Origin of the sequence: Streptomyces rubradiris, from assembly GCF_016860525.1 — a bacterium.
GTDB classification, from domain to species: Bacteria; Actinomycetota; Actinomycetes; order Streptomycetales; family Streptomycetaceae; genus Streptomyces; species Streptomyces rubradiris.
The window spans coordinates 1,157,538-1,180,796 of the sequence record NZ_BNEA01000001.1; the positions used below are offsets into that span (position 1 = coordinate 1,157,538).

Consider the following 23,259-nt stretch of genomic DNA (forward strand, 5'->3'; position numbering starts at 1 on the left):
CCCGGTGGCCGCACGCGCTCCCCCGGCCACCGCTGGGAGGTGCCCCCGGCTCACGGCGCGACTCCGATCGTGGAAAGCCCGGTGGTCTCGGGGAGACCCAGGGCGATGTTCATGCTCTGGACGGCACCGCCGGCGGTGCCCTTGGTCAGGTTGTCGATGGCGCTGATCGCGATGACACGGCCCACGGCGGCGTCGTACGCGACCTGTACCTGGACGGCGTTGGAGCCGTGGACGGACGCCGTGGCGGGCCACTGGCCCTCGGGCAGCAGGTGGACGAACGGCTCGTCGGCGTACGCCTTCTCGTAGGCGGCGCGGACGCTGTCGGCCGTCACACCCGCGGCGGCGGACGCGCTGCACGTGGCGAGGATCCCGCGGGGCATCGGGGCCAGGGTCGGGGTGAAGGAGACCCGCACGGGTTCCCCGGCGACGGCGCTGAGGTTCTGGATCATCTCGGGGGTGTGCCGGTGGCCGCCGCCGACGCCGTACGGCGACATGGAGCCCATGACCTCGCTGCCCAGCAGGTGCGGCTTGGGGGCCTTGCCCGCGCCGGAGGTGCCGGACGCGGCGACGATCACCGCCTCGGGCCCGACGAGGCCGGCCGCGTAGGCCGGGAACAGGGCGAGGGAGACGGCGGTCGGGTAGCAGCCGGGCACCGCGACGCGCTTGGACCCCTCCAGCGCGGCGCGGGCGCCCGGGAGTTCGGGGAGGCCGTAGGGCCAGGTGCCGGCGTGCGGAGAGCCGTAGAACCGTTCCCAGTCGGCCGGGTCCTTCAGCCGGAAGTCGGCTCCCATGTCGATCACCAGCACATCGGGGCCGAGCTGTTCGGCGACGGCCGCGGACTGGCCGTGCGGCAGCGCGAGGAAGACCACGTCGTGCCCGGCGAGGGCCTCGGGCGTGGTCTCGGCGAGCACGCGGCCGGCCAGCGGCAGCAGGTGCGGCTGGAGCGCTCCGAGCCGCTGCCCGGCGTTGGAGTTCCCGGTCAGGGCACCGATCTCGACCTCGGGGTGTGCGAGGAGCAGCCGCAGGACCTCTCCGCCCGCGTATCCGCTCGCTCCGGCCACCGCCGCACGTACTGCCATGTCCATCCTCCTCTGGATGGCATGACTATACGTATCGCTGCACGTTTATGCAATGGACTTGGGGAGCATCACCCAGCGGGACACGACGTAGGTGACCGGGATCGCCGCGGCGGACGCGACCAGCGGGGCGAAGCGGCTCCCGGCGTGCAGGACGTCCACGATCAGATACACCCCGGCCGTCGTGATCAGGAAGTTGGTGACGTTCGTCAGCGGGAACAGCAGGAATTTCCGCCAGGTCGGCGGGGTCCGGTAAGTGAAGCGCGCATTGAGGAAGAAAGAGCCGACCATGGCGAGCGTGAAGGCCAGGATGTGCGCCGCGAGATACGGCAGGCCGGTCAGGAACAACAGGTAAAGACAATAGTAGGTCGCCGTATTGACGACACCGACCGCCGCGAAGGTCAGTATCTGCCGCATCAGGGAATGAGATCCTTCGTCCGTTCCGCATTGGTAGCCTTCACCAGGAAGTGCGGACGCCTCTTCACCTCGTAGTAGATGCGGCCGGTGTACTCCCCGATGACTCCCAGCATGACCATCTGGACGCCCGCGAGGGCGGTCACGGCGGTGATGATGGTCACATAGCCGGGCGTCTGGACGCCGTGGACGAGCGCGGCGCCCACGATCCACGTGGTGTACGCCCCCGCGCACAGCAGCAGGGTCACCCCGAGCCAGAGGGCGGCGCGCAGCGGGCGGTTGTTGAAGGACAGCAGGCCGTCGAGGCCGTAGTTGAGCAGTCCGCGCAGGTTCCAGGAACTGCGGCCGGCCTCGCGGACGGCGTTCTGGTACTCGAAGGTGGTGCTCGGGAAGCCCACCCAGGCGAACAGGCCCTTGGAGAAGCGGTTGTACTCGGTCAGGTCCAGCACCGCGTCCACCACCCGGCGCGACAGCAGCCGGAAGTCCCCCACGCCGTCCACGAGTTCGACGTCGACCAGGCGGTTGACGAGCCGGTAGTACAGGCGCGCGGTGAGGGTCCGGGTCAGCCGGTCGCCGGTGCGGGTGCGCCGGGCGATGACCTGGTCGTGGCCCTGTTCGCGCAGTTCGACCATGCGCTTGATCAGCACGGGCGGGTGCTGGAGGTCGGCGTCCATGACGATCACCGAGTCGCCCGAGGCGTGCCGCAGCCCGGCGAGCAGGGCCGCCTCCTTGCCGAAGTTGCGGCTGAAGGAGACGTAGCGCACCCGGGCGTCGCCCGCGGCCAGCTCCTTCAGGACGGCGAGCGTGCGGTCCCGGCTGCCGTCGTCGACGTAGACGAACTCCATGTCGTGGCCGAGGGGCAGCAGTTCCTCGGCGACCTTCTGGACCTCCTCGTGGAAGCGGGCGAGGACGTCCTCCTCGTTGTAGCAGGGCGCGACGATGGATATCAGCATGGCGGTTTCCCCCTGGGCGCGATCAGTGAGCGGTGGTCACCCGCTCGCGCGGTGATGTGGTGGTGGGCGTCGCCGGCGCGCGCCGGCGGCGCAGGGCACTGCCGGCGGTCAGCACGGCGAGGACGAGCAGCGAGGCGCCGCCGACCGCCGTGCCCAGCCGCAGGCCGGGTGGGTGGAAGGTGCAGGTCAGGCTGGTGGACCTGGGGTCGACGGGGACGGCGATCAGGCCGTGGTACTCCCCCGCCGGCCGGGCCGGTCCGTCCCCGGTGGCGCACCGCCAGCCGGCGATGCGGGGCGCGGCGAGGACCGCGAGGCCCCGGCTCCCGGCGGGCAGCCGGGCGTGCACGGTGCCGTCGGAGACGGTGACCTCCCGCGCCCCGCCGGCCGTCAGGCGGGCGGCGGCGGTGCGCAGCCGGCCGGTGTCGAGGCAGCCGATCGCGCCGGGCGGGATGCTGCCGGGCCGGTTCGGGGTGAGCCGGACGGTCAGCCGCCCGGAGGCGGGGGCGGTGCCGAGCGGGGCCATGGCGGCGCGGCTGCGGGTGTCCTTGGCGTTGAAGAGCGTGGCGGTGCCGTCGGCGAGCCGGGCGGTGCCGGAGTAGTGCGGGGCCCACAGGTGGACCTGGGTGCCCGCCGGGCAGCGGGCGGTGATCACCGGCCGGGTCCGGGCGGTGCCGGTGCCGGTCCGGCGGTCGGGCAGGGGCCGGCCGGAGTCGTCCCGCACGGCGAGCGGCGGGACGGTGTAGACGCGGCTGCCGAGCAGGATCTCCTGGTTGCGGTAGGGCGAGTCGCCGAAGGGCCGGTGGTCCGGGCGGGGCCGCACGGTCACCAGGGGCGGCACGTCCCGCCGGGTCAGGTGCGCCGGGTACGCGGCGGGCGGGGAGTGCCGCTGGTGCGGGTCGGGCGGGGAGTGCACCCGGGCGCCGACGGAGAAGAGCACGTCCGTGACGGCGTTGTCCAGGCTCTGCACGCTGCGTCCCCGGGAGGTCCAGCCGCCGCCGAGGGCGGTCAGGGTGCGGCTGAGGACGTCGGAGGTCAGGCTGCTGTAGTACTGGGCGCCCTCGCCGCCCACCAGCAGCGGGTCGTTGCCGACGGTCTGCTCCCGGCCGGGGTCGGTGCGGTGGCGGGGCCAGCCGTCGGCCTCGGCGATCAGCGCGGACTGCCTCTCCTGCCGCTCGCCCCAGGGGGCGTAGTCGTCCAGGCGCGCGAGGTGCAGCCGGGTGGTGACGGCCGTGGTGGCGGCGCTCTCCCCGGCCTGCGCGCCGAGCAGCAAGGCGACGGCCAGTGCGGCGAGCGGTCCGCGCCGTCCGGCGCGGGCCAGCAGCGCGAGGCCGCCCAGCGCGCCGGCGACGGCGAGCAGCAGCACCGGCCAGGTGAGCGGCCGCAGCACGGTGCTGCGGGCGGCGAGGGCGGTGATCAGGGCGAACAGCGCGGCGGCCGGGATGAGGGCGCGCGGGCCGGGCGGGCCGTGGGACAGGGTGTGCCAGGCGGCGATGACGAGGAGGCCGCAGACGACGAAGGTCTGCCGGTAGGGGCTGCCCTGCGGGGTGGCGAAGGCGTGCCAGACCAGGTGGGTGGGCGCCCACTGGAGGGACAGGACGGCCAGCAGCACCAGGGCGGTCCAGCCGGCCCGGACCCGCCCGGGAACGGCCCGGTGGAAGGGCAGGGCGAGGGCGAGCAGGAGCGCGGTGGTGCCGACGTAGAGGGCCGGGGAGCCCCAGCCGTACGACGTCGGCAGCAGCCGGGCGAGCACGTCCTCGGCCGGCACCGGGGCGAAGGCGCGCACCCGGCCCGGATAGGCGTGCCGGGTGCCGAAGTACACGGTCAGTACGAGCGGGGCGGCGAGGCCCGTCCCGAGGGCGGTGGTGAGGGCGGCCCGGCCGGCCGTGGCGAGGGCCTGCCGGCCCGGCGGCCGGGCGAGCAGCAGCCGGAGCAGCAGCACCAGGGCGGCGCCGAGGGTGGCCATGTAGGCGGTGTAGAAGTTGGCGGTCCAGGCGAGCGCGACGACGAGCACGCCGGGCAGGAACCGGCGTTTCGCGCGCGCCCATTCGCCGACCAGGCACAGCAGGGGCAGGGCGATCAGCCCGTCCAGCCACATCGGGTTGTAGTCGGCGTCGGCCAGGGTCCAGCCGCACAGCGCGTACGAGGCGCCGAGCAGGCCCGCCGCCCACCAGCGGCCGGGCCGGAAGGCGAGCAGCAGCCCGGTCATGGCCGCGGCGGCGCAGGCGAGTTTCAGGACGGTGATCACGTACACCGCGAGGTCGATCTGGTCGCGCGGGAAGAGGGCGACCAGCGGGGCGAACGGACTGCCCAGGTAGGTGCCGAGGTCGGGCAGGAAGGAGGCGCCGTAGCCGGACCGCCAGTTGACGAGGAGGCCGCCCTCGGCCCTGCCGTGCAGCAGGTCCCACAGGTGGGCGTGGAAGGGCACGAACTGGTTGCCCAGGTCGTTGACGCCGCGGGTGCGCGGACCGAAGGGGTAGCTGCGGGCGAGGGCGTCGCCGGCGCAGAACGCGGTGACCGTGAGGGCGGCGGCGAGCAGGCAGGCGGCCCGCCCCGGCCGGGAGGTCGCTTTCACACGCGGTTCCCGTCCGGGTGCGGCCGTGACTTCCGCCCGGCATTGCCGGGCGCGTCCGGTGGAGTGCTGCACTGCATTTTCGGTGTCCTCACAGAATGCGTACTCCGTCTGTTCGCGGTCTTAGACGGAGCCCGTTTCCGATTGGTTGTGCGCTCACCGAAAAATGGAGCGACTTTCTCCGGACCGGGGAAACACCGAGTGAATTTGATGACCGGCCGGACAACTCTGGATTTCCGGCAGGTGTTTTTAAGGTGAACCGGCCTTGCGGGCCGCGTAGGCCCGGGCCGCGCGGACCCGGTTGCCGCACTTGGTGGTGCACCAGCGGCGGGCGCCGTGGGAGCGCAGGAACCAGCGGGCGCAGCCCTGGGCGGCGCACTCGGTGAGCTGGGCGGCGTCGGCGCCGGTGAGCAGGTCGGTGGCGTCCTCGGCGAGCAGGGAGAGCGCGGCGGCGGCCGGGTTGCCGGTGTCGGGGAGGTCGGCGCGGCGCGGCCCGTCGGCGCCCCAGGCCAGGCGGGGGGTGGCGGGGGCGGCGGCGAGGGCGGCGTTCAGGGTGTCGAGGGCGTCGCCGGGCGGCCGGGTCCCGGCGGCCCGGGCCGTGAAGAGGGCCCGCAGCGCCTCGCGCAGGGCCCGCAGCCGGCCGGACTGGCGGCCGTTCAGCTCCACCGGGTCGGGCAGCAGGGCGTGCCGGACCAGCCACAGGTGCGCCGCCTCGGCGCCGTCGAGCAGGTCGACCCGGCCGTGGCTGACGGTGAACCGGGTGTTGACCAGCGCCAGCGAGGCGTACCGGTCCTCGCCGGGGACCGGGAGCTGGTGCAGATAGACGGGGGTCTCGTGCTCCACGGCCACATCCTAGCCGTCTCTCACGGCAATTCTTGCGGTTCTCCGTGAGGAGGGCTTAGCGTGCCTCACGGAGAATGATCCGAGAAACCGTTAGAGGTGATCGTCTTGGCCTTCGATGTGGACGCGCTGCGCAAGGACTTCCCGATCCTGGGACGGACGGTGGAGAGCGGCGCGCCGCTGGTCTACCTGGACTCCGGGGCCACCACCCAGAAGCCGCTCCAGGTCCTGGACGCGGAGCGGGACTTCTACCTCACCCGCAACGCCGCCGTGCACCGCGGGGCGCACCAGCTGGCCGGCGAGGCGACGGATGCCTACGAGCGGGCGCGGCACACGGTCGCCCGGTTCATCGGCGCCGCCGACGACGAGGTGGTCTTCACCAAGAACACCACCGAGGCCGTCAACCTCGTCGCGTACGCGCTCGGCAACGCCGGCCGGATCGGGCCCGGCGACCGGATCGTGGTGACGGAGATGGAGCACCACGCGAACCTGGTGCCCTGGCAGCAGCTGGCCGAGCGGACGGGCGCCACGCTGGACTGGTTCGGCCTGACCGACGACGGCCGGCTGGACCTGACCCGGGTGGCGGAGCTGCTGGACGAGCGGACCAAGGTGCTCGCCCTCACCCACCAGTCCAATGTCCTCGGCACGCTGAACCCGGTGCGGGAGCTGGCCGACCGGGCGCACGCGGCCGGTGCGCTGGTGGTGGTGGACGGCGCCCAGTCGGTGCCGCACCGCCCGGTGGACGTGACGGAGCTGGGCGCGGACTTCCTGGCCTTCTCCGGGCACAAGATGCTCGGCCCGAACGGCATCGGCGTGCTGTGGGGCCGCGCGGCGGAGCTGGCCGGCCTGCCGCCGTTCCTGACCGGCGGCTCGATGATCGAGATCGTGGAGATGGACCGCACCACGTTCCTGCCGCCGCCGCAGCGCTTCGAGGCGGGGGTGCCGATGACCGCGCAGGCGGTGGGGCTCGCGGCGGCGGTGGAGTACCTGGAGCGGCTGGGCATGGCGGAGGTCGCGGCCCACGAGGACATGCTCACCGCCCGCGCCCTGGACCTGCTGGCCGAGGTGCCCGGGGTGCGGATCGTCGGCCCGCGCGACCTCACCGACCGCGGCTCGGCCGTCTCCTTCACCGTGGACGGCGTCCATCCGCACGACGTCGGGCAGGTGCTGGACGAGCGGGGCGTCGCCGTCCGCGTCGGCCACCACTGCGCCCGGCCGCTCGCCCGGCGGTTCGGCGTGCCGGCGACCACCCGGGCGAGCTTCTACGTCTACAACACCCCGGAGGAGGTCGACGCGCTGGTGGCGGGGGTGCGGGCGGCCCAGCGGTACTTCGGGGTCTGAGCCGCCCGCCCGCTCCTACTTCTCCTTGATCCTGAGGAAGGTGACGGAGTTCGCCGGGAAGGTGTACGTGAACTTCCCCGCGACCCCGGTGACGGTGGACGTGCGCGGGGCGACCGCCGTGGAGGTCTCGGTGTTCACCGCGTCCGGCGCGGCGGCGAGCGTGGTCGCCCTGGCCCGGGACGCGACCTCGATGCCGCCCAGGTCGATGGCGGTACGGGCGGCGGCGGACTGGGCGTTGACGACCTTGACGATCAGCTCGCCGGTCTTCGCGTCGCGCGTGACGACCTGGCGGAACGGCTCGGCCGGCTTGTCGTCGGTGAAGCCGCCCCACTCCTCGCCGTCGAGGTAGAGGGTGACCTGGCGGCCGCGCACCTTGACGTCGATGTCGTAGGCGCGGCCGGTCTCGATGGAGCCCGCCTTGGTCATCAGCGTGGACTTGCCGCCGTCCACTGCCTGTTCGACGGCCGACTGGGTGTTGTTCCAGCCGCCGAGGTTCCACCAGTAGTAGTTCCCGGTGTCCTTGACGCCGAAGGCGACGAGGAAGCCCTCCTTGCCGGACTCCTTGGTGGCCTTCACGTGCAGGTCGTAGTCGTGCCAGGACGGGTCGCCGGCCTGGACCATGGTGTTCTCGGCGGTGTCGTCGGTCTGGACGTACCGGCCGTCCCGGACGGTCCAGCTGCCGGCCCCGGTGTGGGTCCACTTCGAGGCGTCACCGGAGAAGTCGTCGGCGAGCAGCGGGGTGCCGTCGGCACCGGTGACCCGTACGTCGTCGTAGGCGGCGCGGGTGTTCCAGGTGGACAGCCCGACCGCGCCGGCGAGGGGTCCGCTGACGCCCGGGGTGCCGGTCGCGCTGCTCGGCACCACCCGGTCGCCCACGTTGGTCATGAACAGCTTCTGCACCTCGTAGTTGGCCGTGCCCCAGGAGGCGTGGTTGTTGAACCACACCAGGTCGGGGCGCCACTGGACGTAGTCCTCGTTGGCGAACAGCGGGGCGTAGGAGGCGAGTTCGACCACGTCCGCGTTGCGTTCCAGGCCGGTCATGAAGGCCGCCTCGGCGAGGCCGTTCTTGAAGGCGTTGCCCTGGGAGGCGTACTCGCCGAGGAAGACCTTGGGGCCGGAGCGGTCGTAGGAGTCGTAGCGGTCGTTGTTCTGCAGGAACCACCGGGTGCTGTTGTAGTAGTGCTCGTCGACCATGTCGACCCGGGCGTCCCGGTTGAGCTTCCAGGCGGTGTCGAAGACCGTGCCGGAGTCGTCCGGGCCGGAGTTGGAGATGACCTTCATGTACGGGTACTTCGCCTGGACGGCCGCGCGGAACTGCTGGAAGCGGGCGAAGAACTCGGCGGGCAGGTTCTCCTCGTTGCCGACCTCGATGTGGGTGAGGCGGAAGGGCTTCGGGTGGCCCATCCGCGCCCGCACCTTGCCCCAGGTGGAGGTCGCCGGGCCGTTGGCGAACTCGATGAGGTCCAGGGTGTCCTGGATGTGCCGCTTGAGCAGGGCGTCGTCGGTGACGGCCTGGTTCTGGCCGCAGCCGGTCACCAGGGCGGGTACGACGGGCAGCGGCATGGCGCCGATGTCCTCGGCGAACCGGAAGTACTCATAGTAGCCGAGGCCGTAACTCTGGTTGTAGCCCCAGAAGTTGGCGTTGGTGGCGCGCTGCTCGACCGGGCCGACGGTGTCCTTCCACTGGTAGGCGCGCTTGCGCTGCCAGCCGGACGCCTCGCTGTAGTCCCGCATGGAACCGGTGTTGACCAGGCAGCCGCCGGGGAAGCGGAGGAAGCCCGGGTGCAGGGCGGCGACCTTCTCGGCGAGGTCCTTGCGCAGGCCGTTGGGCTGGTGCTTGTAGGTGTCGCGCGGGAAGAGGGACACCATGTCCAGGGCGGCGGCCGTGTCGGCGGCCACGGTGAGCCGGCCCGTGGTGCTGGTCCGGGTGGCGGTGAAGGTGGCCTTGTACCGGGCCCAGCCGTTCTTCTTCACGGCGATCCGCCGGGCGGTGGCGAGCGGGCCGCCGGAGTCCTGGAGGGAGACGGTCAGCGCGGCACCGGTCTCGGAGCGGGCCCACACCGAGAAGTCGTACTTCTCGCCGTCTCGCACGGCGATGCCGGTGTTGTAGCCGGCGTTGGTGACGGACGAGCCGGCGGCCAGCGCGAGGTAGGTGCGGTTGCGCTCGTTGAGCCGGCCGGAGTCGTCGGCCGTCCGGGCGGTGCCGGAGACCGTCCAGGCGGTCAGCGGGGTGTAGGAGGCGTTGTCGGCGGCCGAGTACTCGAAGGACCGGTTCTGGACGAGTTCGGCGTACAGGCCGCCGTCGGCGGCGCGGTTGATGTCCTCGAAGAAGACCCCGTACATGGTGCGGGGGATCGCGGGACCGGCGGCGGAGGGGTCGACGGTGATCGCGTAGTCGGTGACCTCCTCGGCGTGGGCCGGGGCGGGGAGGGCGGCCGTGGCGAGCAGGACGGCGCCCGCGCCCAGGCCGAGTCTGAAGCGGGTGGTGCGTGACATGGATACTCCGCGGCTCGATTGTTCGAAATATCAGACATTGGTCAGCACTTCGAACGGCAAGATAGGGAAGGGGTATGGGCACGTCAATGGGGCGGACCGAGACCGTACGGAAAGAGGGGCAGGCCGCAGAGGATGCGACGGAAAGAGAGGCCGGCCCTCGCGGATGCGCGTGAGGACGAGTTCTGGCCGGTGGCCGACCCGCTGGCCTACCTGGCCGGCCGCTGGCGCGTCGAGCGCGCGGTGCGGGATCTGGCGAGCGGGGACGAAGGGCACTTCGCCGGGAGTACCGTCTTCGGCCCGCTGGACGGCGGCGGGCTGCTGCACGAGGAGTCCGGCGACTTCACCTGGCGCGGGGTGACCCGGCCGGCCACCCGGACCCTGCGGTTCCTGCCGGGACCCGCGCCGGGCCGGGTGGACGTGCGCTTCGCGGACGGCCGGCCCTTCCACGACCTGGACCTGACCCGGGGCCGGTACATCGCCGACCACCCCTGCGCGGCCGACCTCTACCGGGGCGAGTTCACCGTGCTGGACGCCGGCCGCTGGCGCACGGTGTGGCGGGTCGGCGGCCCGGCGAAGGACCTGGAACTCACCACGGACTACACCCGCGAGGTGCTCACCGGGGACACCACCCGCGAGGGCTGAACCGGGCGCTCACCCGAAGGAGGCCGGGCGCTCACTCGAAGGAGTGCGCCATGTACTGCTCCGGGCGCTCCAGCGGCCGGAAGCCCAGCCTGGCGTACACCTCGTGGGCGTCCTCGGTGGCGAGCAGCAGCCGGCTCAGCCCGAGGGGCGCCAGGTGGTCGCGGATCCGGCCGACGAACGCCGTGCCGAGGCCCTTGCCGCGCACCGACGGGTCCACGTACACGTCGGCGAGCCAGGCGAACAGCGCCCGGTCGGTGACCACCCGCGCGTACGCCACCTGCTCCCCGGACTCCGTGGCGTAGACGCCGAAGTTCAGCGAGGACGCCATCGCCCGTTCGTGCTTGTCGCGGGGGCGGCCGAGCGCCCAGTACGCGTCGGACGACAGCCAGCCGTGCACGCGGTCGACGTCGACGCGGGCGGTGTCGGCGGAGAACTCGTAACCCTCGGGAAGGGCCGGAGCCTCGGGGAGGTCGGGACGCTCGGGCAGGCCGGGACCCTCGGGGAGGTCGGATGCATCGCTCATACGATGATCCTCACAGTCCGCGCTCCGTACGGACCAGGGGTTTTCACCGCACCTCCTCGTACGCCGCCCGCAGCCGCCGCACCCCCTCCGTGATCTCCCCGGTGCCGGCCACCGCCGCGAAGCTCAGCCGGAGGTGGGCGGCGGGCGCTTCGGCGCTGAAATAGGGGCGGCCCGGGGTGAGGGCGACGCCCGCGCGGAGCGCCGCCGCGGTCAGCGCTGCCTCGTCCAGCCCGTCGGGCAGCCGCAGCCACAGGTGGTAGCCGCCGGTCGGGATGTGCGGCAGGGCCAGCGCCGGGAGCTCCCGGGCGAGCGCACCCGTCATGACGTCACGGCGGATCTTCAACTCGGCCGACAACGCCCGCAGATGGCGCGGCCAGGCCGGCGAGCCGACGAGTTCGAGGGCGGCCTCCTGGAGGGGGCGGGGCACGAAGAAGCTGTCCACGACCTGGATCGCGCGCAGGCGTTCCAGCACCGGCCCGCGCGCGGCCAGCGCGCTCACCCGGAAGCTGGGCGAGGTCGCCTTGGTGAGCGAGCCGACGTGCACCACCACGCCGTCCGGGTCGTCGGCGGCCAGCGGGCGGGGCAGCGGACCGGCGTCGGCGTGCACGAGCCGGCGCACGAAGTCGTCCTCCACGACGAACGCCCCGGCCTCGCGGGCGATGCGCAGCACCTCGGCGCGCCGGGCCGGGGCCAGCACCGCACCGGTCGGGTTCTGGAACAGCGGCTGGCAGACGAAGACCCGGGCGCCGGTGGCGTGGAAGGCGTCCGCGAGCAGGTCGGGGCGGACCCCGTCGGGGTCCACGGGCACCGGGACCGGCCGCAGCCCGGCCGCGCGGGCGAGCGCCAGCATGCCCGGGTAGGTGGGCGACTCCACCAGCACCGGGGCGCCGGGCGGGGCGAGCGCGCGCAGGGCGGTGGCCAGGGCCGCCTGGCCGCCCGCGGCGATCAGCACCTCGGCGGCGGTGACGGCACCGCCGATCCCGCGCGCGAACCACTCCCGCAGCTCCGGCAGCCCCTCCAGCGGCGGCCGCTCCCAGGCGCCGGGGCGCCGGCCGGCCCGGGCCAGGGCCGCCGCCATGGCCCGCTCCGGTTGCAGGGAGGGGTGCGGATAGCCGCCGCTGAACTCCAGCACCCCGGGCGGCGGGGCGGCCAGCGAGACGGTGACGCCCGAGGCGTCCACCGTGCGCGGGACGAGCTCGGCCGCGCCGTCGGCGCTCAGGGCGACCTCCTGCCAGGAGGTGTCCCCGGCGGGGCCTTCCGGCCGGTGCGGCCGGGCCCGGAAGGCACCGGCGCCGGGACGGGTGACCACGAGGCCCTCGGCGGCGAGCTGGGCGAGGGCCCGGGAGACGGTCACCGGGCTGACCCGGAACCGCTCCACCAGAGCCCTGCTCGACGGGAGCTTTCCTCCAGGAGAGTAGCGGTCGAACTCTCTCCGGAGCTGTTCTGTCAGCTCTCCCACACTGCTACGCTGTTGCATGAGAACACAGAGTAGCGCTACTACCGCGAGCCCGATAGCAGTCACCGCCCCCGGGGACCTGCGGGGCCTCGGCACCGTCCAGGCCGGTCTCGGCGTGATCGCCTTCTCGCTGACCTTCCCGTCCACCGCCTGGGGCCTGGAGAGCTTCGGCCCGTGGTCGCTGGTGGCGGTGCGCGGGGTCCTCGCCGCGATCGTCGCCGGGGGCTGTCTGCTGGCGCTGCGGGTACGGCTCCCGGCGCGCCGCCATCTGGCCGGGCTGGCCGTGGTCGCCGCCGGGGTGGTGCTGGGCTTCCCGATGCTGACCACGCTCGCGCTGGAGACGTCCACCACCGCCCACGCGGCCGTCGTGGTGGGGCTGCTGCCGCTGACCACCGCCGTGTTCTCCGCCCTGCGCACCGGCGCCCGGCCCTCCCGCCGGTTCTGGCTGGCGGCCGTGGCGGGCGCGGCGGCCGTCATCGCCTTCACCCTCACCCAGAGCGGCGGCGCGCTCACCACGGCCGACGGCTACCTCTTCGCGGCGCTGCTGGTGTGCGCGGCCGGCTACACCGAGGGCGGCCGGCTGGCCCGCGTCATGCCGGGCTGGCAGGTCATCGGCTGGGCGCTGGTGCTGTGTCTGCCGCTCAGCGTGCCGGCCACCGTGGTGGCGCTGGCGTACGAACCCGTGCACCTGACCGGGCACGGCGTCGCCGGGCTGCTGTGGGTGGCCCTGGGCTCGCAGTTCCTCGGCCTGGTCGTCTGGTACCGGGGCATGGCGGCCATCGGCATCCCGCGGGCCAGCCAGTTGCAGTTGGCCCAGCCCCTGCTCACACTGGTGTGGTCGGCGCTGCTGCTGGGCGAACACTTCACGGTGGCCGCACCGCTGACCGCCGTGGCCGTGCTCGTGTGCATCGCCGTCACGCAGCGGTCGTGAGCGCAAGGAGGGCCCAGATGCGCGCATCCAAGGGCGACAAGCTGGTCCAGCACGGCAGGGTGGTCGGTCAGCACGACCATGTCGTGGAAGTGGTCGAGGTACTCGGTCCCGAGGGCAACCCGCCCTATCGTGTCCGCGCCGAGAACGGTCACGAGACGATCATGTCCCCCGGGCCCGACTGCCAGGTCAAGCACGAGGAGAAGCACCCGCAGCGGTAGTCAGCGCGGTGGTCCCGCCGGCCCCCGGTAGTGGTCGGCGACCACGCGCGCCATCGCCCCGGCGGGGTCGGCCGCCACGTCCCGGGCGGCGAAGAAGACGTGCCCGCGCACCTGCGGATACCGGGCGGCGAGGGTGAGATGGCGGGACAGCTCGACCGGGTCCTGCCAGGCCGACGGCTGCGCCGCGTCGCCCGCCTTGTACAGGGCCTCCCCGAGGTACAGCCGCGTCGCCGTGCCCTCGGCGGTCTCGGACCACCAGGCGGCGAGGGCCGCGTAGTCGGCGTCGGCGTTGCCGATGTGCCAGTACAGCTGGGGGACGACGTAGTCGATCCAGTGCTCGCGGACCCAGGTGCGGGTGTCCGCGTACAGGTCGTCGTACGTCTGGACGCCCGCCCGGGTCTCCGAGCCGCGCGGGTCGGTGGCGGCGTTGCGCCAGACGCCGAAGGGGCTGATCCCGAACCGGGTGCCGGGCCGGACGCGCCGGATTCCGGCGGCCGTCTCGCGCACCAGCGTGTCGATGTTGTGCCGACGCCAGGCGGCCCGGCTGGGAAAGGCCCCGCCGTGGCGGTCGTAGGATTCGTCGTCGTCGAAGGTCTGCCCGGCGACGGGATAGGGGTAGAAGTAGTCGTCGAAGTGGACGGCGTCGACCGGGTAGCGGGCGACCGCGTCCAGCATCGCCCGCAGCACGAAGGCGCGGACCTCGGGCTGTCCCGGGTCGTAGTACAGCCGGCCGCCGTACGGCACCACCCAGCCGGGGTGCTCGCGGGCCGGGTGGGAGGCGGCCAGTCGGGTGGGGTCGGCGTGGTTCGCCACCCGGTACGGGTTGAACCAGGCGTGCAGCTCCAGTCCCCGGGCGTGGGCCTCCCGCACGGCAGTGCCCAGCGGGTCCCAGCCCGGGTCGCGGCCCTGGGTGCCGGTGAGCCACTCGGACCAGGGCTCGTACGGCGACGGCCACAGCGCGTCGGCGGCCGGCCGCACCTGGAGGATCACCGTGTTGAGCCGGTGGCGGACCGCGCGGTCGAGGTGGGCGATCAGCTCGGCCCGCTGCCGGTCGGCCGGCAGGCCGGGCCGCGAGGGCCAGTCCCGGTTGGCCACGCTCGCGATCCAGACGCCCCGCATCTCCGCGGTCGCCCGCGGCGGACGGTACGGCCCCGGCGGCCCGGAAGCACTCCGGGCGGCGATACCGGTGCCCGCGGTCGCCCCCGGTGCGGCCTGGACGGGGCCGGTGTTCCCCGGCGCGCCCGGGACGGGGGCCGGCAAGGCCAGTGCGGACAGCGCTGCCCGTGCGAGGGTCCGTCGCGAGATACGCGCCACCGAGTCTCCCCATACGCCTCGGATCCGTCCGGTCACGGATCGTTTCACGCTCCAGGATGTCCCTACCCCGGCGATCGATCATCGATACTTGGCGGTAACGTGCACGGTCGGAGCAGGCGCCGAAACCCGGAGATCCTGCCAGCCAGCCGGAAGACCAGCGAAGGGGACGATGTGACCGACATCGAGCGCGTCGGAGTCGTGGGCTGCGGCCAGATGGGCGCGGGCATCGCCGAGGTGTGCGCCCGTGCGGGACTGGACGTGCGGGTCGCCGAGACCACCGGCGAGGCCCTGGAGATCGGCCGTACCCGGCTGTACAACTCCCTGGCCAAGGCCGCCGAGCGCGGCAAGATCACCGAGGCGGAGCGGGACGCCAGCCAGGCGCGGCTGAGCTTCACCACCGACCTCGGCGAGTTCTCCGACCGGGACCTGGTGATCGAGGCCGTGGTCGAGAACGAGCAGGTCAAGACCGAGATCTTCCAGGTGCTCGACCAGGTGGTGACCCGGCCGGACGCGATCCTGGCCTCCAACACCTCCTCGATCCCGCTGGTGAAGCTGGCCGTCGCCACCTCCCGCCCGGACCACGTCGTCGGCATCCACTTCTTCAACCCGGCCCCCGTGCAGCAGCTGGTCGAGCTGGTCCCGGCGCTCACCACCTCCGAGGGCACGCTCAGCCGCGCCCAGGTCTTCGCCGAGAAGGCGCTCGGCAAGCACGCCATCCGCGCGCAGGACCGCTCCGGGTTCGTGGTGAACGCGCTGCTGGTGCCCTACCTGCTGTCGGCGATCCGGATGTTCGAGTCCGGCATCGCGAGCCGCGAGGACATCGACAACGGCATGGAGATGGGCTGCGCCCACCCGATGGGCCCGCTGAAGCTGTCCGACCTGATCGGCCTGGACACCATCGTCTCCATCGCCAACTCGATGTACGCCGAGTACAAGGAGCCGCTGTACGCCGCTCCCCCGCTGCTCCAGCGCATGGTGGAGGCGGGCCGGCTCGGCCGGAAGACCGGGTCGGGCTTCTACACCTACGGCTGACCCACGGCTGATTACGAAGAGCGACGCCCGTCGGGCCCGGCACCGGAGTACGGTGCCGGGCCCGACTGTTTCACACACCGTGTGCGCGCCGGGCACACATATGCCCGCCACACACGCTCCCCACGCGCCCACCAGGCGAGTTGACTCATCATGCGCATGCAGGGGATGCGGAACCACTCATTTCGACTACCGAGAGGAACGAACCCGTGACCACCGAACCGGAGCATCCCGTGGTCCATGGAGAACTCGCAGAGTTACGGCGCCGCCTCGACGTGGCCTACGCCAGGGTCGAGGGGGGACTGGCGCTGCTGCGCCACCGCACCGAGGAGACCGCCAAGGAACTGGACGAGCTGAACTCCCGGATGGCCTCGCTGGAACACGCACGCTGGCCGCTGCCCTCGCTCGCCGCGCTGACCGCGCTCGGCGCGCTCGTGGTGACGCTCTGGCAGGCGCTGTCGGCCCACTAGCCCTCGGCGGGCCTGAGGTGGTGCAACAGGAGTAACGCGGCCGCCATGTTGGCGGCCGGGACCTCCCCACGGGCGATCAGGTCGGGGACGAGTTTGAGGGGTACCCACTCCCGCCGGTCCGACTCGAAGTCGTCCACGGGATGTCCGGCGTACTCGCCCCGGTCGGACCAGTAGATGTGGTGCCGGGCGTCGGTGAGGCCGTTGGACGGCTCCACGGTCATCAGGTGGTGCAGGGGCCCCGGCCGCCAGCCGGTCTCCTCCTCCAGTTCCCTGGCCGCCGCGCTCGCGATGTCCTCGCCGTCCTCGACCACGCCCGCCGCCAGCTCCCAGCCCCAGCTGTCGGTGATGAAGCGGTGCCGCCACAGCAGCAGCACCTCGTTCGCCGCGTTGACGATCGTCGCCACGGCCACGGGCCGCAGCCGGATCACGAAGTGGTCGAGGTGCCGGCCGTCCGGCAGCTCGACATCCGCCAGATTGACACGGAACCAGCGGGTCTCATACACGGATTTCTCACAGTGTTTCGTCCACTGCACGGTATGCCACCTTCCGTCGGGGAGTGGCAATATCGCAGCAGGGACCGTGTACCCCACAGTGGGCCTACAGAGGCACGCGCAGCGCTCCGTCGATCAGTTCGGCGGCCTCGGCGGTACCCGCCGAGCCGCAGCGCACCAGGTGCTCGCGCACCGCGCGCAGCCGGTCGCGCAGCCGCTGGGACTCCATGCCGCGGGACTGCTCCGCCATCTGCACGGCGGTGGCCACGGCCTGGTCGGCGTTGCCCCGGCGCAGTTCGATGGTGCTGAGCATGGCCAGCCGGTGCACCCGGCCCCGGTCGTGGGCGGGGGTGCCGACGGCCGCCGCCGCGTGCTCCCGGGCGCCGGTGAGGTCACCGAGACTGAGCAGCGCCTCGGCCACCTGCACATTGACCAGCCCCGGCTGCACGTACCCGGTCTCGGCGGGCTCGTGGCCGCGCCGGATCCGCTCGGCCGCCGTCTCCGCGCGCCGGATGCGGGACAGCGCGCCGCCGCTGTCGCCGAGGTGGGCGTACGCCTTGGCCTGCATGGCGTACAGGTCGGAGGCGAGCGCCGGGGTGATGTGCCGGCCGGCGGTGCGCAGCGCGGCCTCGGCGAAGGCGACGGCCTGCCGGTACTCCCGCATGAACAGCGACTGGTTGACCAGCAGCGCGATCACATAGGCGCCGAGTCCCCGGTCGCCGCTGGCCTTGGCGAGCCTGAGCGCCTGGTGGAAGTAGCGCTGGGCGAGGCCATGGGCGTCGGAGTCGTACGCGCAGATGCCCGCGATCGCCACCAGGGCGCCCGTGGCACGGTGCAGCCGGCGTCCGGTGGCGTCGGTGTAGCTGCCCCGCAGCAGCGGCGCGGCCTCGGAGTTGAGGAAGCCGACGACCCGGGTGCGGGTCGCCATCCCGCCGGCCTTGCGGTACATCTGCTCGTAGTGCGCCCGGGCGGCGCGCAGCACCTCGATGTCGGCCTCGGTGACCTGCTGCCGGCCGCCCCGGGAGACGTCCACGTCCTCGGGCGGGTTCTCCCACTCCCACACCGGCATCACGGCCGGGGTGCCGGTGACCGCGGGGGCGTCCAGCACATGGGGCCGCTGCTGTTCGTCCGACCGCCACAGGGCGGTGGCCCGCTCCACGAACCCGCCCAGCGAACCGGCGTGCGGGCTGCCCGGCCCGCCGGGCACGCCGAGCCCGATGTCGTCCAGCGTGACCGGTCTGTGCAGCCGGGCCGCCAGTACCTCGCAGATCAGGTCGGGCACCTGGCCGCGGGGCCGCTGGCCCTTCAACCAGCGCGCCACGGCGGTGTGTTCGTAGCGCAGCGCGAGACCGCGGGCGCGGCCCGCCTGGTTGACGTGGGCGGCGAGTCCGGCGTGCGAGATCCCCGCCTCGTCCAGGATCGCGTCGAGCAGAGTGTTGGGCTGCATGGGATGCCCCCCGGGTGGCCTGGTGCCGTCAGCGTAGTGGCTCCGCCTTCACACGGGGTGTGAACCGGGCGCCGGGCTCCGTGGCCGCCGCCCGGGGCCCGGGTCCGCGCGCGTTGCGCAGCACCAGGAGCGCCACGTCGTCGTCGGGGGTGCCGCGCGTGTGGTCGAGGAGGGCGCTCACGACCGTGCGCAGGACCGTCTGCGGGGTCACCGGCTGCCCCCGCACCGCGTTCGCCAGCACCTTCGGCAGCGGGAAGAACCGCCCCCGCGCGTCCCGTGCCTCCTCCGCCCCGTCGGTGAACAGCACCAGCAACTCCCCCGGCAGCAGCCGGCCGCAGGACCGGGCCGTCAGCTCGGCCGGCAGCGGGAACGGCCCGAGCGGCGGGAGCGGATCGAGGTGCGAGAGCGGGCCGACCGTCGTACCGCTGAGCAGATAGGGCCAGGGGTGGCCGCAGTTGAGGGCGCGCACCTCGCCGTCCGGGCCGATCTCCAGCAGCAGCACGGTGACGAACTCCTCCGCGACCGGGGCGTCGGGCTCGGGGCCGCCGTGCGCCGGATGTTCGGCGCGGGCGCGTTCGCGCAGGTGGCGGGCGAGGGCGCGGTCCAGCCGGCGCAGCACCCGGTCCAGTGCGGGCTCGTCGTGGGCGGCCTCGCGGAAGCTGCCGAGCAGGGCGGCGACGGTGCCGAGGGCGGCCAGGCCGTGCCCCCGTACGTCGCCCATCACCACGCGGACGCCGTGCTCGGTGGCGATGGCCTCGTACAGATCGCCGCCCACGCTCGCGCCCCGGTCGGCGGAGAGCTGGGCGGCGGCCACGTCGATCCCGTCCACACGGGGCGGCGGCGGACGCAGTACGACGTTCTGCGCGGTACGGGCCACCTTCCGGGCGATCCGCAGCTCCCTGAGCAGGGTGTGGCGCACGTGCAGGATGAGGCCGGTGCCGACGGCGAAGAACACGGCGCTGGTGACGATGCGCGCCCCGAGGCCGTTCTGCTGGGCGAGCGGGCAGCCGAACTTGTAGCCGACCGCGACGGCTCCCCAGACCGCGGGCAGTACCGTCGCCCGCCCGGTGGGCGCCCGTGCCTTGATGCGGATCATGCCTGTGGTCCCCCATGTGGGCCTGACAGAGCAGTCGGACCGACCCCGAAAGGCCGGTCCGATTCTGTCGAGGGAAGGACCCGGGCGGACCGGATCACCCCGAGTTCCCACTCAAATGAGTGATCCGACCGTCAGTCAACCCGCATTTATGCAGTTGGTGGAGGGATCAGTGCCCGAAAAGGGGCACCGAACCCACCCGCGCTCAGCCGCGCAGGACCGCTCCCGTCCGCTCGCCCGCGAGGGCGACCGCCGCGTCCCGCGCGGCCGACGCCTCGTCCACGGTCAGCGTCCGGTCGGTGGCCCGGAACCGCAGCGCGTACGCGAGCGACTTGCGGCCCTCGCCCAGCTGCTCCGCGTTCTCGTAGACGTCGAACAACCGGATGGACTCCAGCAGTTCGCCCGCGCCCTCGCGCAGCGCCGCCTCGACCTCCGCGGCCGGTACCGGCTTGTCGACGACGAGGGCGACGTCCTGCGTGGCGACCGGGAACGCGGAGATGCCCGGGGCCTGCGGAACGCCGTCGCCCGCCGCCTCCAGGGCGTCCAGGTCCAGCTCCATCGCGCAGGTGCGCTCGGGCAGGCCCAGGGCCTTCAGGACCCGCGGGTGCAGTTCGCCCGCGTGGCCGACGGTCTTCTCGGTGCCGTCGGCGACGACCGCCAGCTCGGCGCAGCGGCCCGGGTGCCAGGGACCGTACTGGCCCTTGCGCACGACCAGCTCCGCACCGGCCTCGCGGGCGAGGGCGCGCGCCGCCTCGACGGCGTCGGCCCAGTCCGCCGGGCGGCCCTTGCCCCACCAGCCGGCCTGCTCGCGCGCGCCCGCCAGGACGACGGCCGCGTGCCGCGGCTGCTCGGGCAGCGCGGCGTTCAGCGCGGCGATCTCCTCGTCGGTGGGACGCCGGTCGACGGGCAGGTGCGCGGCGGCACGGCTCTCCTCGCGCGGGTGGAAGACCAGTCCGGTCTCGAACAGCGCCAGGTCGTGCGAGCCCCGGCCCGCGTTGCGCCGCAGCGCGCCGAGCAGGCCCGGCAGCAGCGTGGTGCGCAGCGCGGGCTCCTCGTCGCTGAGCGGGTTGACCAGCTTGACGACGCGGCGGGCCGGGTCGTCGGCCGCCAGCTGGAGCTGGTCGAAGACCTGCTCGCTGACGAAGGGGTAGTTCGGCGCCTCGACGTACCCGGCGCCGGCCAGCGCGCGGCCGGCCCGGCGGTGCAGCCGCTGGCGGTGGGTCAGACCGCGGCCGGAGGGCGGCTTGGGCAGCGTGGAGGGCAGGTTCTCGTAGCCCTCCAGGCGGATGACCTCCTCGGCGAGGTCGTTCGGGTCGGTCAGGTCGGGCCGCCAGGACGGGACGGTGACGATCAGCTCGTCCTGCCCGTAGACATCGCAGCCGACCTCCTGGAGGCGGCGGACGACCGTCTCACGGCCGTAGGTGACGCCCGCGACCTTGTCCGGGTGGTCGGCCGGGAGGGTGATGGTGTGCGGTGCCGAGGGCGCGATGACCTCGGTGACGCCGGCCTCCGCCGTGCCGCCCGCGAGCAGGACCAGCAGGTCCACGGTGCGCTGCGCGGCAGCGGCGGCGGCCTGCGGGTCGACGCCGCGCTCGAAGCGGCGGGACGCCTCGGACAGCAGCTTGTGGCGGCGGGCCGTACGGGCGATGGAGACGGCGTCGAAGTGGGCGGCCTCGATGACCACCTCGGTCGTCGCGTTCTCCGCGTCGTCGTGATCGGCGATCTCGGTGTTGGCGCCGCCCATCACGCCGGCGAGCCCGATCGGGCCGCGCTCGTCGGTGATGACCAGGTCCTCGGCGTGCAGGGTGCGCTCGACGCCGTCGAGGGTGACGAGCTTCTCGCCCTCCTCGGCCCGGCGCACGCCGATGGTGCCCTGGATCAGCTTGCGGTCGTAGGTGTGCAGCGGCTGGCCCAGCTCCATCATCACGTAGTTCGCGATGTCCACGGCGAGCGAGACCGGGCGCATGCCGACCTTCTGCAGCCGGCGCTGGAGCCAGATCGGGGACCGCGCCTCGGGGCGCAGCCCGGTGACCGTGCGGGCGGTGAAGCGGTCGCAGCCGTACGGCTCGGAGACCTGCACCGGATAGCCGAAGGCGTTCGGGGCCGGTACGTCGATCAGGGCCGGGTCGCGCAGCGGCAGGCCGTAGGCGATGGCGGCCTCGCGGGCCACGCCGCGGATGGACAGGCAGTCGCCGCGGTTGGCGGTGACGGCGATGTCCAGGACCTCGTCGACCAGCTCCAGCAGCTCGATGGCGTCCTTGCCGACCTCGGTCTCCGGCGGCAGCACGATGATGCCGTGGGCACCGTCGTCGCCCATGCCCAGCTCGTCGCTGGAGCAGATCATGCCGTGCGAGACCTTGCCGTAGGTCTTGCGGGCGGAGATGGAGAAGCCGCCGGGCAGGGTGGCGCCGGGCAGGACCACGACGACCTTGTCGCCGACCGCGAAGTTGCGGGCGCCGCAGACGATCTCCTGGGGCTCACCGGTGCCGTTGGCCTGGCCGACGTCGACCGTGCAGAAGCGGATCGGCTTCTTGAAGCCCTCCAGCTCCTCGATGGTCAGCACCTGGCCGACGACCAGCGGGCCCTTGAGGTCGGCGCCGAGCTGTTCGACGGTCTCGACCTCCAGGCCTGCCGAAATGAGCTTGGCCTGGACGTCACGGCCGGTCTCCGTCGCCGGCAGGTCGACGTACTCCCGCAGCCAAGAAAGCGGGACCCGCATCAGATCTCCATCCCGAACGGCCGGGTGAACCGGACGTCACCCTCGACCATGTCTCGCATGTCTTCGACGTTGTGGCGGAACATCAGCATCCGCTCGATGCCGAACCCGAAGGCGAAGCCGCTGTACTTCTCCGGGTCGACGCCGCAGGCGGTGAGCACCCGCGGATTGACCATGCCGCAGCCGCCCAGCTCGATCCAGCCCTCGGACGAGCAGGTGCGGCAGGGCCGGTCGGCGTTGCCGACGGACTCGCCCTTGCAGACGTAGCAGAGCATGTCCATCTCGGCGCTCGGCTCGGTGAAGGGGAAGAAGTTCGGGCGCAGCCGGGTCTTCATGCCCTCACCGAACAGGGACTGGACCATGTGGTCCAGGGTGCCCTTGAGGTCGGCCATGGTGAGGCCCTCGTCCACGGCGAGCAGCTCGACCTGGTGGAAGACCGGGGTGTGGGTGGCGTCCAGCTCGTCCGTGCGGTACACGCGGCCGGGGCAGATCACGTAGACCGGCGGTTCGCGGTCGAGCAGGGAGCGGATCTGCACGGGCGAGGTGTGGGTGCGCAGCACCACGCCGGACTCGGCGCCGCCGTCCGGGCCCTGGACGAAGAAGGTGTCGGCCTCGCCGCGGGCCGGGTGGTCCGGGCCGATGTTGAGCGCGTCGAAGTTGAACCACTCGGCCTCGACCTGCGGGCCCTCGGCGACCTCGTAGCCCATGGCCACGAAGATGTCCTCGATGCGCTCCGAGAGCGTGGTGAGGGGGTGGCGGGCGCCGGCCGGGACGCGGTCGTACGGCAGCGTGACGTCGACGTCCTCCTCGACCAGCACCCGGGCGTCGCGCTCGGCCTCGAGCTCGGCCTGGCGGGCGGCGAGGCCCTTGTTGACGGCGCCGCGGGCCATGCCGACGCGCTTGCCGGCCTCGGCCTTGGCGTGCGGGGGCAGGGCGCCGATCTCGCGGTTGGCGAGGGCCAGCGGGGAGGCGGGGCCGGTGTGGGCGACCTTGGCCTCGTGGAGCGCGTCGAGGGAGTCCGCGGCGGCGAAGGCGGCGAGCGCCTCGTCCCGCATGCGCTCGATCTCTTCCGGTTTCAACGCCTCGACCTCGACAGGGTCGTACGACTTATTGGGTGCCGACATCTCTTCCCGTGCTTCCGATTGCTGGCGGATGGTCCCCGTCACCGACTCGCGAGGGCCGCGTGAAGGACACAAAGGTGCCAAAGGCCGAGTCTAACGGGGTGGAGGTATGCGAAGAG

20 protein-coding genes are annotated in these 23,259 nt (G+C 73.0%); 6 read left to right on the top strand and 14 right to left on the bottom strand.

Annotation, left to right across the window (positions count from 1 at the left end; translation table 11 throughout):
* Positions 1-50 precede the first annotated feature (50 nt).
* The 5 genes from argC to Srubr_RS05415 all read right to left on the bottom strand — a co-directional run bounded on the left by argC (position 51) and on the right by Srubr_RS05415 (position 5,855).
* Positions 51-1,079 carry an N-acetyl-gamma-glutamyl-phosphate reductase gene (gene argC / locus Srubr_RS05395; protein WP_189996220.1) on the bottom strand — a complete coding sequence of 343 codons (1,029 nt, stop codon included), beginning with the start codon at positions 1,077-1,079 and terminating at the stop codon, positions 51-53.
* A gap of 45 nt (positions 1,080-1,124) precedes the next feature.
* Positions 1,125-1,493 (bottom strand): GtrA family protein, encoded by a 369-nt coding sequence (locus Srubr_RS05400; protein WP_189996219.1) that lies wholly within the window; start codon positions 1,491-1,493, stop codon positions 1,125-1,127.
* Positions 1,493-2,443: a glycosyltransferase family 2 protein gene (locus tag Srubr_RS05405; protein WP_189996218.1), complete on the bottom strand. Its 951-nt coding sequence runs from the start codon at positions 2,441-2,443 to the stop codon at positions 1,493-1,495. The genes Srubr_RS05400 and Srubr_RS05405 overlap by 1 nt, the downstream gene beginning before the upstream one ends.
* Positions 2,444-2,465: 22 nt before the next feature.
* Positions 2,466-5,015: a YfhO family protein gene (locus tag Srubr_RS05410; protein WP_189996217.1), complete on the bottom strand. Its 2,550-nt coding sequence runs from the start codon at positions 5,013-5,015 to the stop codon at positions 2,466-2,468.
* Between the two features lie 246 nt (positions 5,016-5,261).
* Positions 5,262-5,855, bottom strand: coding sequence for an ABATE domain-containing protein (locus Srubr_RS05415; RefSeq protein ID WP_189996216.1), 594 nt, complete (start codon positions 5,853-5,855; stop codon positions 5,262-5,264).
* A gap of 105 nt (positions 5,856-5,960) precedes the next feature.
* Here Srubr_RS05415 and Srubr_RS05420 point away from each other — a divergent pair, with 105 nt between their 5' ends.
* A complete protein-coding gene (locus tag Srubr_RS05420; protein WP_189996215.1) occupies positions 5,961-7,193 on the top strand; it encodes a cysteine desulfurase in 1,233 nt (410 codons plus the stop codon).
* Between the two features lie 15 nt (positions 7,194-7,208).
* Here Srubr_RS05420 and Srubr_RS05425 read toward each other — a convergent pair whose 3' ends face one another.
* On the bottom strand, positions 7,209-9,689 hold the full coding sequence (locus Srubr_RS05425; RefSeq protein ID WP_189996214.1) for an alpha-L-arabinofuranosidase C-terminal domain-containing protein: 2,481 nt from the start codon (positions 9,687-9,689) through the stop codon (positions 7,209-7,211).
* Between the two features lie 132 nt (positions 9,690-9,821).
* Between Srubr_RS05425 and Srubr_RS05430 the strand changes: the two genes are divergently transcribed.
* On the top strand, positions 9,822-10,331 hold the full coding sequence (locus tag Srubr_RS05430) for a DUF6314 family protein (protein ID WP_189996213.1): 510 nt from the start codon (positions 9,822-9,824) through the stop codon (positions 10,329-10,331).
* Positions 10,332-10,362: 31 nt separating this feature from the next.
* On the opposite strand, the gene Srubr_RS05435 is transcribed toward Srubr_RS05430, so the two are convergent.
* Together Srubr_RS05435 and Srubr_RS05440 are read right to left on the bottom strand one after the other, a co-directional pair.
* Complete coding sequence (locus tag Srubr_RS05435) at positions 10,363-10,854, bottom strand: GNAT family N-acetyltransferase (protein WP_189996212.1); 492 nt, start codon at positions 10,852-10,854, stop codon at positions 10,363-10,365.
* 43 nt (positions 10,855-10,897) lie between these two features.
* Entirely contained in the window at positions 10,898-12,331 is a 1,434-nt protein-coding gene (locus tag Srubr_RS05440; protein WP_189996211.1) for an aminotransferase-like domain-containing protein, read from the bottom strand.
* Between Srubr_RS05440 and Srubr_RS05445 the strand changes: the two genes are divergently transcribed.
* Together Srubr_RS05445 and Srubr_RS05450 are read left to right on the top strand one after the other, a co-directional pair.
* Positions 12,330-13,241, top strand: coding sequence for a DMT family transporter (locus Srubr_RS05445; protein WP_189996210.1), 912 nt, complete (start codon positions 12,330-12,332; stop codon positions 13,239-13,241). The genes Srubr_RS05440 and Srubr_RS05445 overlap by 2 nt on opposite strands.
* Before the next feature lie 17 nt (positions 13,242-13,258).
* On the top strand, positions 13,259-13,459 hold the full coding sequence (locus tag Srubr_RS05450) for a DUF1918 domain-containing protein (RefSeq protein ID WP_189996209.1): 201 nt from the start codon (positions 13,259-13,261) through the stop codon (positions 13,457-13,459).
* On the opposite strand, the gene Srubr_RS05455 is transcribed toward Srubr_RS05450, so the two are convergent.
* Positions 13,460-14,773 carry a glycoside hydrolase family 10 protein gene (locus tag Srubr_RS05455; RefSeq protein ID WP_373313533.1) on the bottom strand — a complete coding sequence of 438 codons (1,314 nt, stop codon included), beginning with the start codon at positions 14,771-14,773 and terminating at the stop codon, positions 13,460-13,462.
* A 171-nt stretch (positions 14,774-14,944) separates the two neighbouring features.
* Here Srubr_RS05455 and Srubr_RS05460 point away from each other — a divergent pair, with 171 nt between their 5' ends.
* Together Srubr_RS05460 and Srubr_RS05465 are read left to right on the top strand one after the other, a co-directional pair.
* Complete coding sequence (locus Srubr_RS05460) at positions 14,945-15,805, top strand: 3-hydroxybutyryl-CoA dehydrogenase (RefSeq protein ID WP_189996207.1); 861 nt, start codon at positions 14,945-14,947, stop codon at positions 15,803-15,805.
* 206 nt (positions 15,806-16,011) lie between these two features.
* The gene (locus Srubr_RS05465; RefSeq protein ID WP_189996206.1) at positions 16,012-16,272 is read left to right on the top strand and encodes a hypothetical protein; all 261 of its coding nucleotides are present in this window, start codon (positions 16,012-16,014) and stop codon (positions 16,270-16,272) included.
* On the opposite strand, the gene Srubr_RS05470 is transcribed toward Srubr_RS05465, so the two are convergent.
* From Srubr_RS05470 to pheS, 5 genes are all read right to left on the bottom strand, one after another.
* Entirely contained in the window at positions 16,269-16,805 is a 537-nt protein-coding gene (locus tag Srubr_RS05470) for an NUDIX hydrolase (RefSeq protein ID WP_189996205.1), read from the bottom strand. The two genes, Srubr_RS05465 and Srubr_RS05470, sit on opposite strands and share 4 nt — an antisense overlap.
* A 64-nt stretch (positions 16,806-16,869) precedes the next feature.
* Positions 16,870-18,210 (bottom strand): transcriptional regulator, encoded by a 1,341-nt coding sequence (locus Srubr_RS05475; protein WP_189996204.1) that lies wholly within the window; start codon positions 18,208-18,210, stop codon positions 16,870-16,872.
* A gap of 28 nt (positions 18,211-18,238) precedes the next feature.
* Positions 18,239-19,306 carry a PP2C family protein-serine/threonine phosphatase gene (locus Srubr_RS05480; RefSeq protein ID WP_189996203.1) on the bottom strand — a complete coding sequence of 356 codons (1,068 nt, stop codon included), beginning with the start codon at positions 19,304-19,306 and terminating at the stop codon, positions 18,239-18,241.
* 202 nt (positions 19,307-19,508) lie between these two features.
* Positions 19,509-22,022: a phenylalanine--tRNA ligase subunit beta gene (pheT, locus tag Srubr_RS05485; RefSeq protein ID WP_189996202.1), complete on the bottom strand. Its 2,514-nt coding sequence runs from the start codon at positions 22,020-22,022 to the stop codon at positions 19,509-19,511.
* Entirely contained in the window at positions 22,022-23,143 is a 1,122-nt protein-coding gene (gene pheS / locus Srubr_RS05490) for a phenylalanine--tRNA ligase subunit alpha (RefSeq protein ID WP_189754939.1), read from the bottom strand. The genes pheT and pheS overlap by 1 nt, the downstream gene beginning before the upstream one ends.
* Between the last annotated feature and the right edge of the window lie 116 nt (positions 23,144-23,259).

Excerpts from the sequence above, each read along its gene's own strand:
- Srubr_RS05435 (WP_189996212.1), bottom strand. The coding sequence starts at position 10,854 with ATGAGCGATGCATCCGACCTCCCCGAGGGTCCCGGCCTGCCCGAGCGT.
- pheT (WP_189996202.1), bottom strand. The coding sequence starts at position 22,022 with ATGCGGGTCCCGCTTTCTTGGCTGCGGGAGTACGTCGACCTGCCGGCG.
- pheS (WP_189754939.1), bottom strand. The coding sequence starts at position 23,143 with ATGTCGGCACCCAATAAGTCGTACGACCCTGTCGAGGTCGAGGCGTTG.
- Srubr_RS05430 (WP_189996213.1), top strand. The coding sequence starts at position 9,822 with ATGCGACGGAAAGAGAGGCCGGCCCTCGCGGATGCGCGTGAGGACGAG.
- Srubr_RS05400 (WP_189996219.1), bottom strand. The coding sequence starts at position 1,493 with ATGCGGCAGATACTGACCTTCGCGGCGGTCGGTGTCGTCAATACGGCG.
- Srubr_RS05450 (WP_189996209.1), top strand. The coding sequence starts at position 13,259 with ATGCGCGCATCCAAGGGCGACAAGCTGGTCCAGCACGGCAGGGTGGTC.
- Srubr_RS05445 (WP_189996210.1), top strand. The coding sequence starts at position 12,330 with ATGAGAACACAGAGTAGCGCTACTACCGCGAGCCCGATAGCAGTCACC.
- Srubr_RS05425 (WP_189996214.1), bottom strand. The coding sequence starts at position 9,689 with ATGTCACGCACCACCCGCTTCAGACTCGGCCTGGGCGCGGGCGCCGTC.
- Srubr_RS05440 (WP_189996211.1), bottom strand. The coding sequence starts at position 12,331 with ATGCAACAGCGTAGCAGTGTGGGAGAGCTGACAGAACAGCTCCGGAGA.
- Srubr_RS05475 (WP_189996204.1), bottom strand. The coding sequence starts at position 18,210 with ATGCAGCCCAACACTCTGCTCGACGCGATCCTGGACGAGGCGGGGATC.
- Srubr_RS05480 (WP_189996203.1), bottom strand. The coding sequence starts at position 19,306 with ATGATCCGCATCAAGGCACGGGCGCCCACCGGGCGGGCGACGGTACTG.
- Srubr_RS05405 (WP_189996218.1), bottom strand. The coding sequence starts at position 2,443 with ATGCTGATATCCATCGTCGCGCCCTGCTACAACGAGGAGGACGTCCTC.
- argC (WP_189996220.1), bottom strand. The coding sequence starts at position 1,079 with ATGGCAGTACGTGCGGCGGTGGCCGGAGCGAGCGGATACGCGGGCGGA.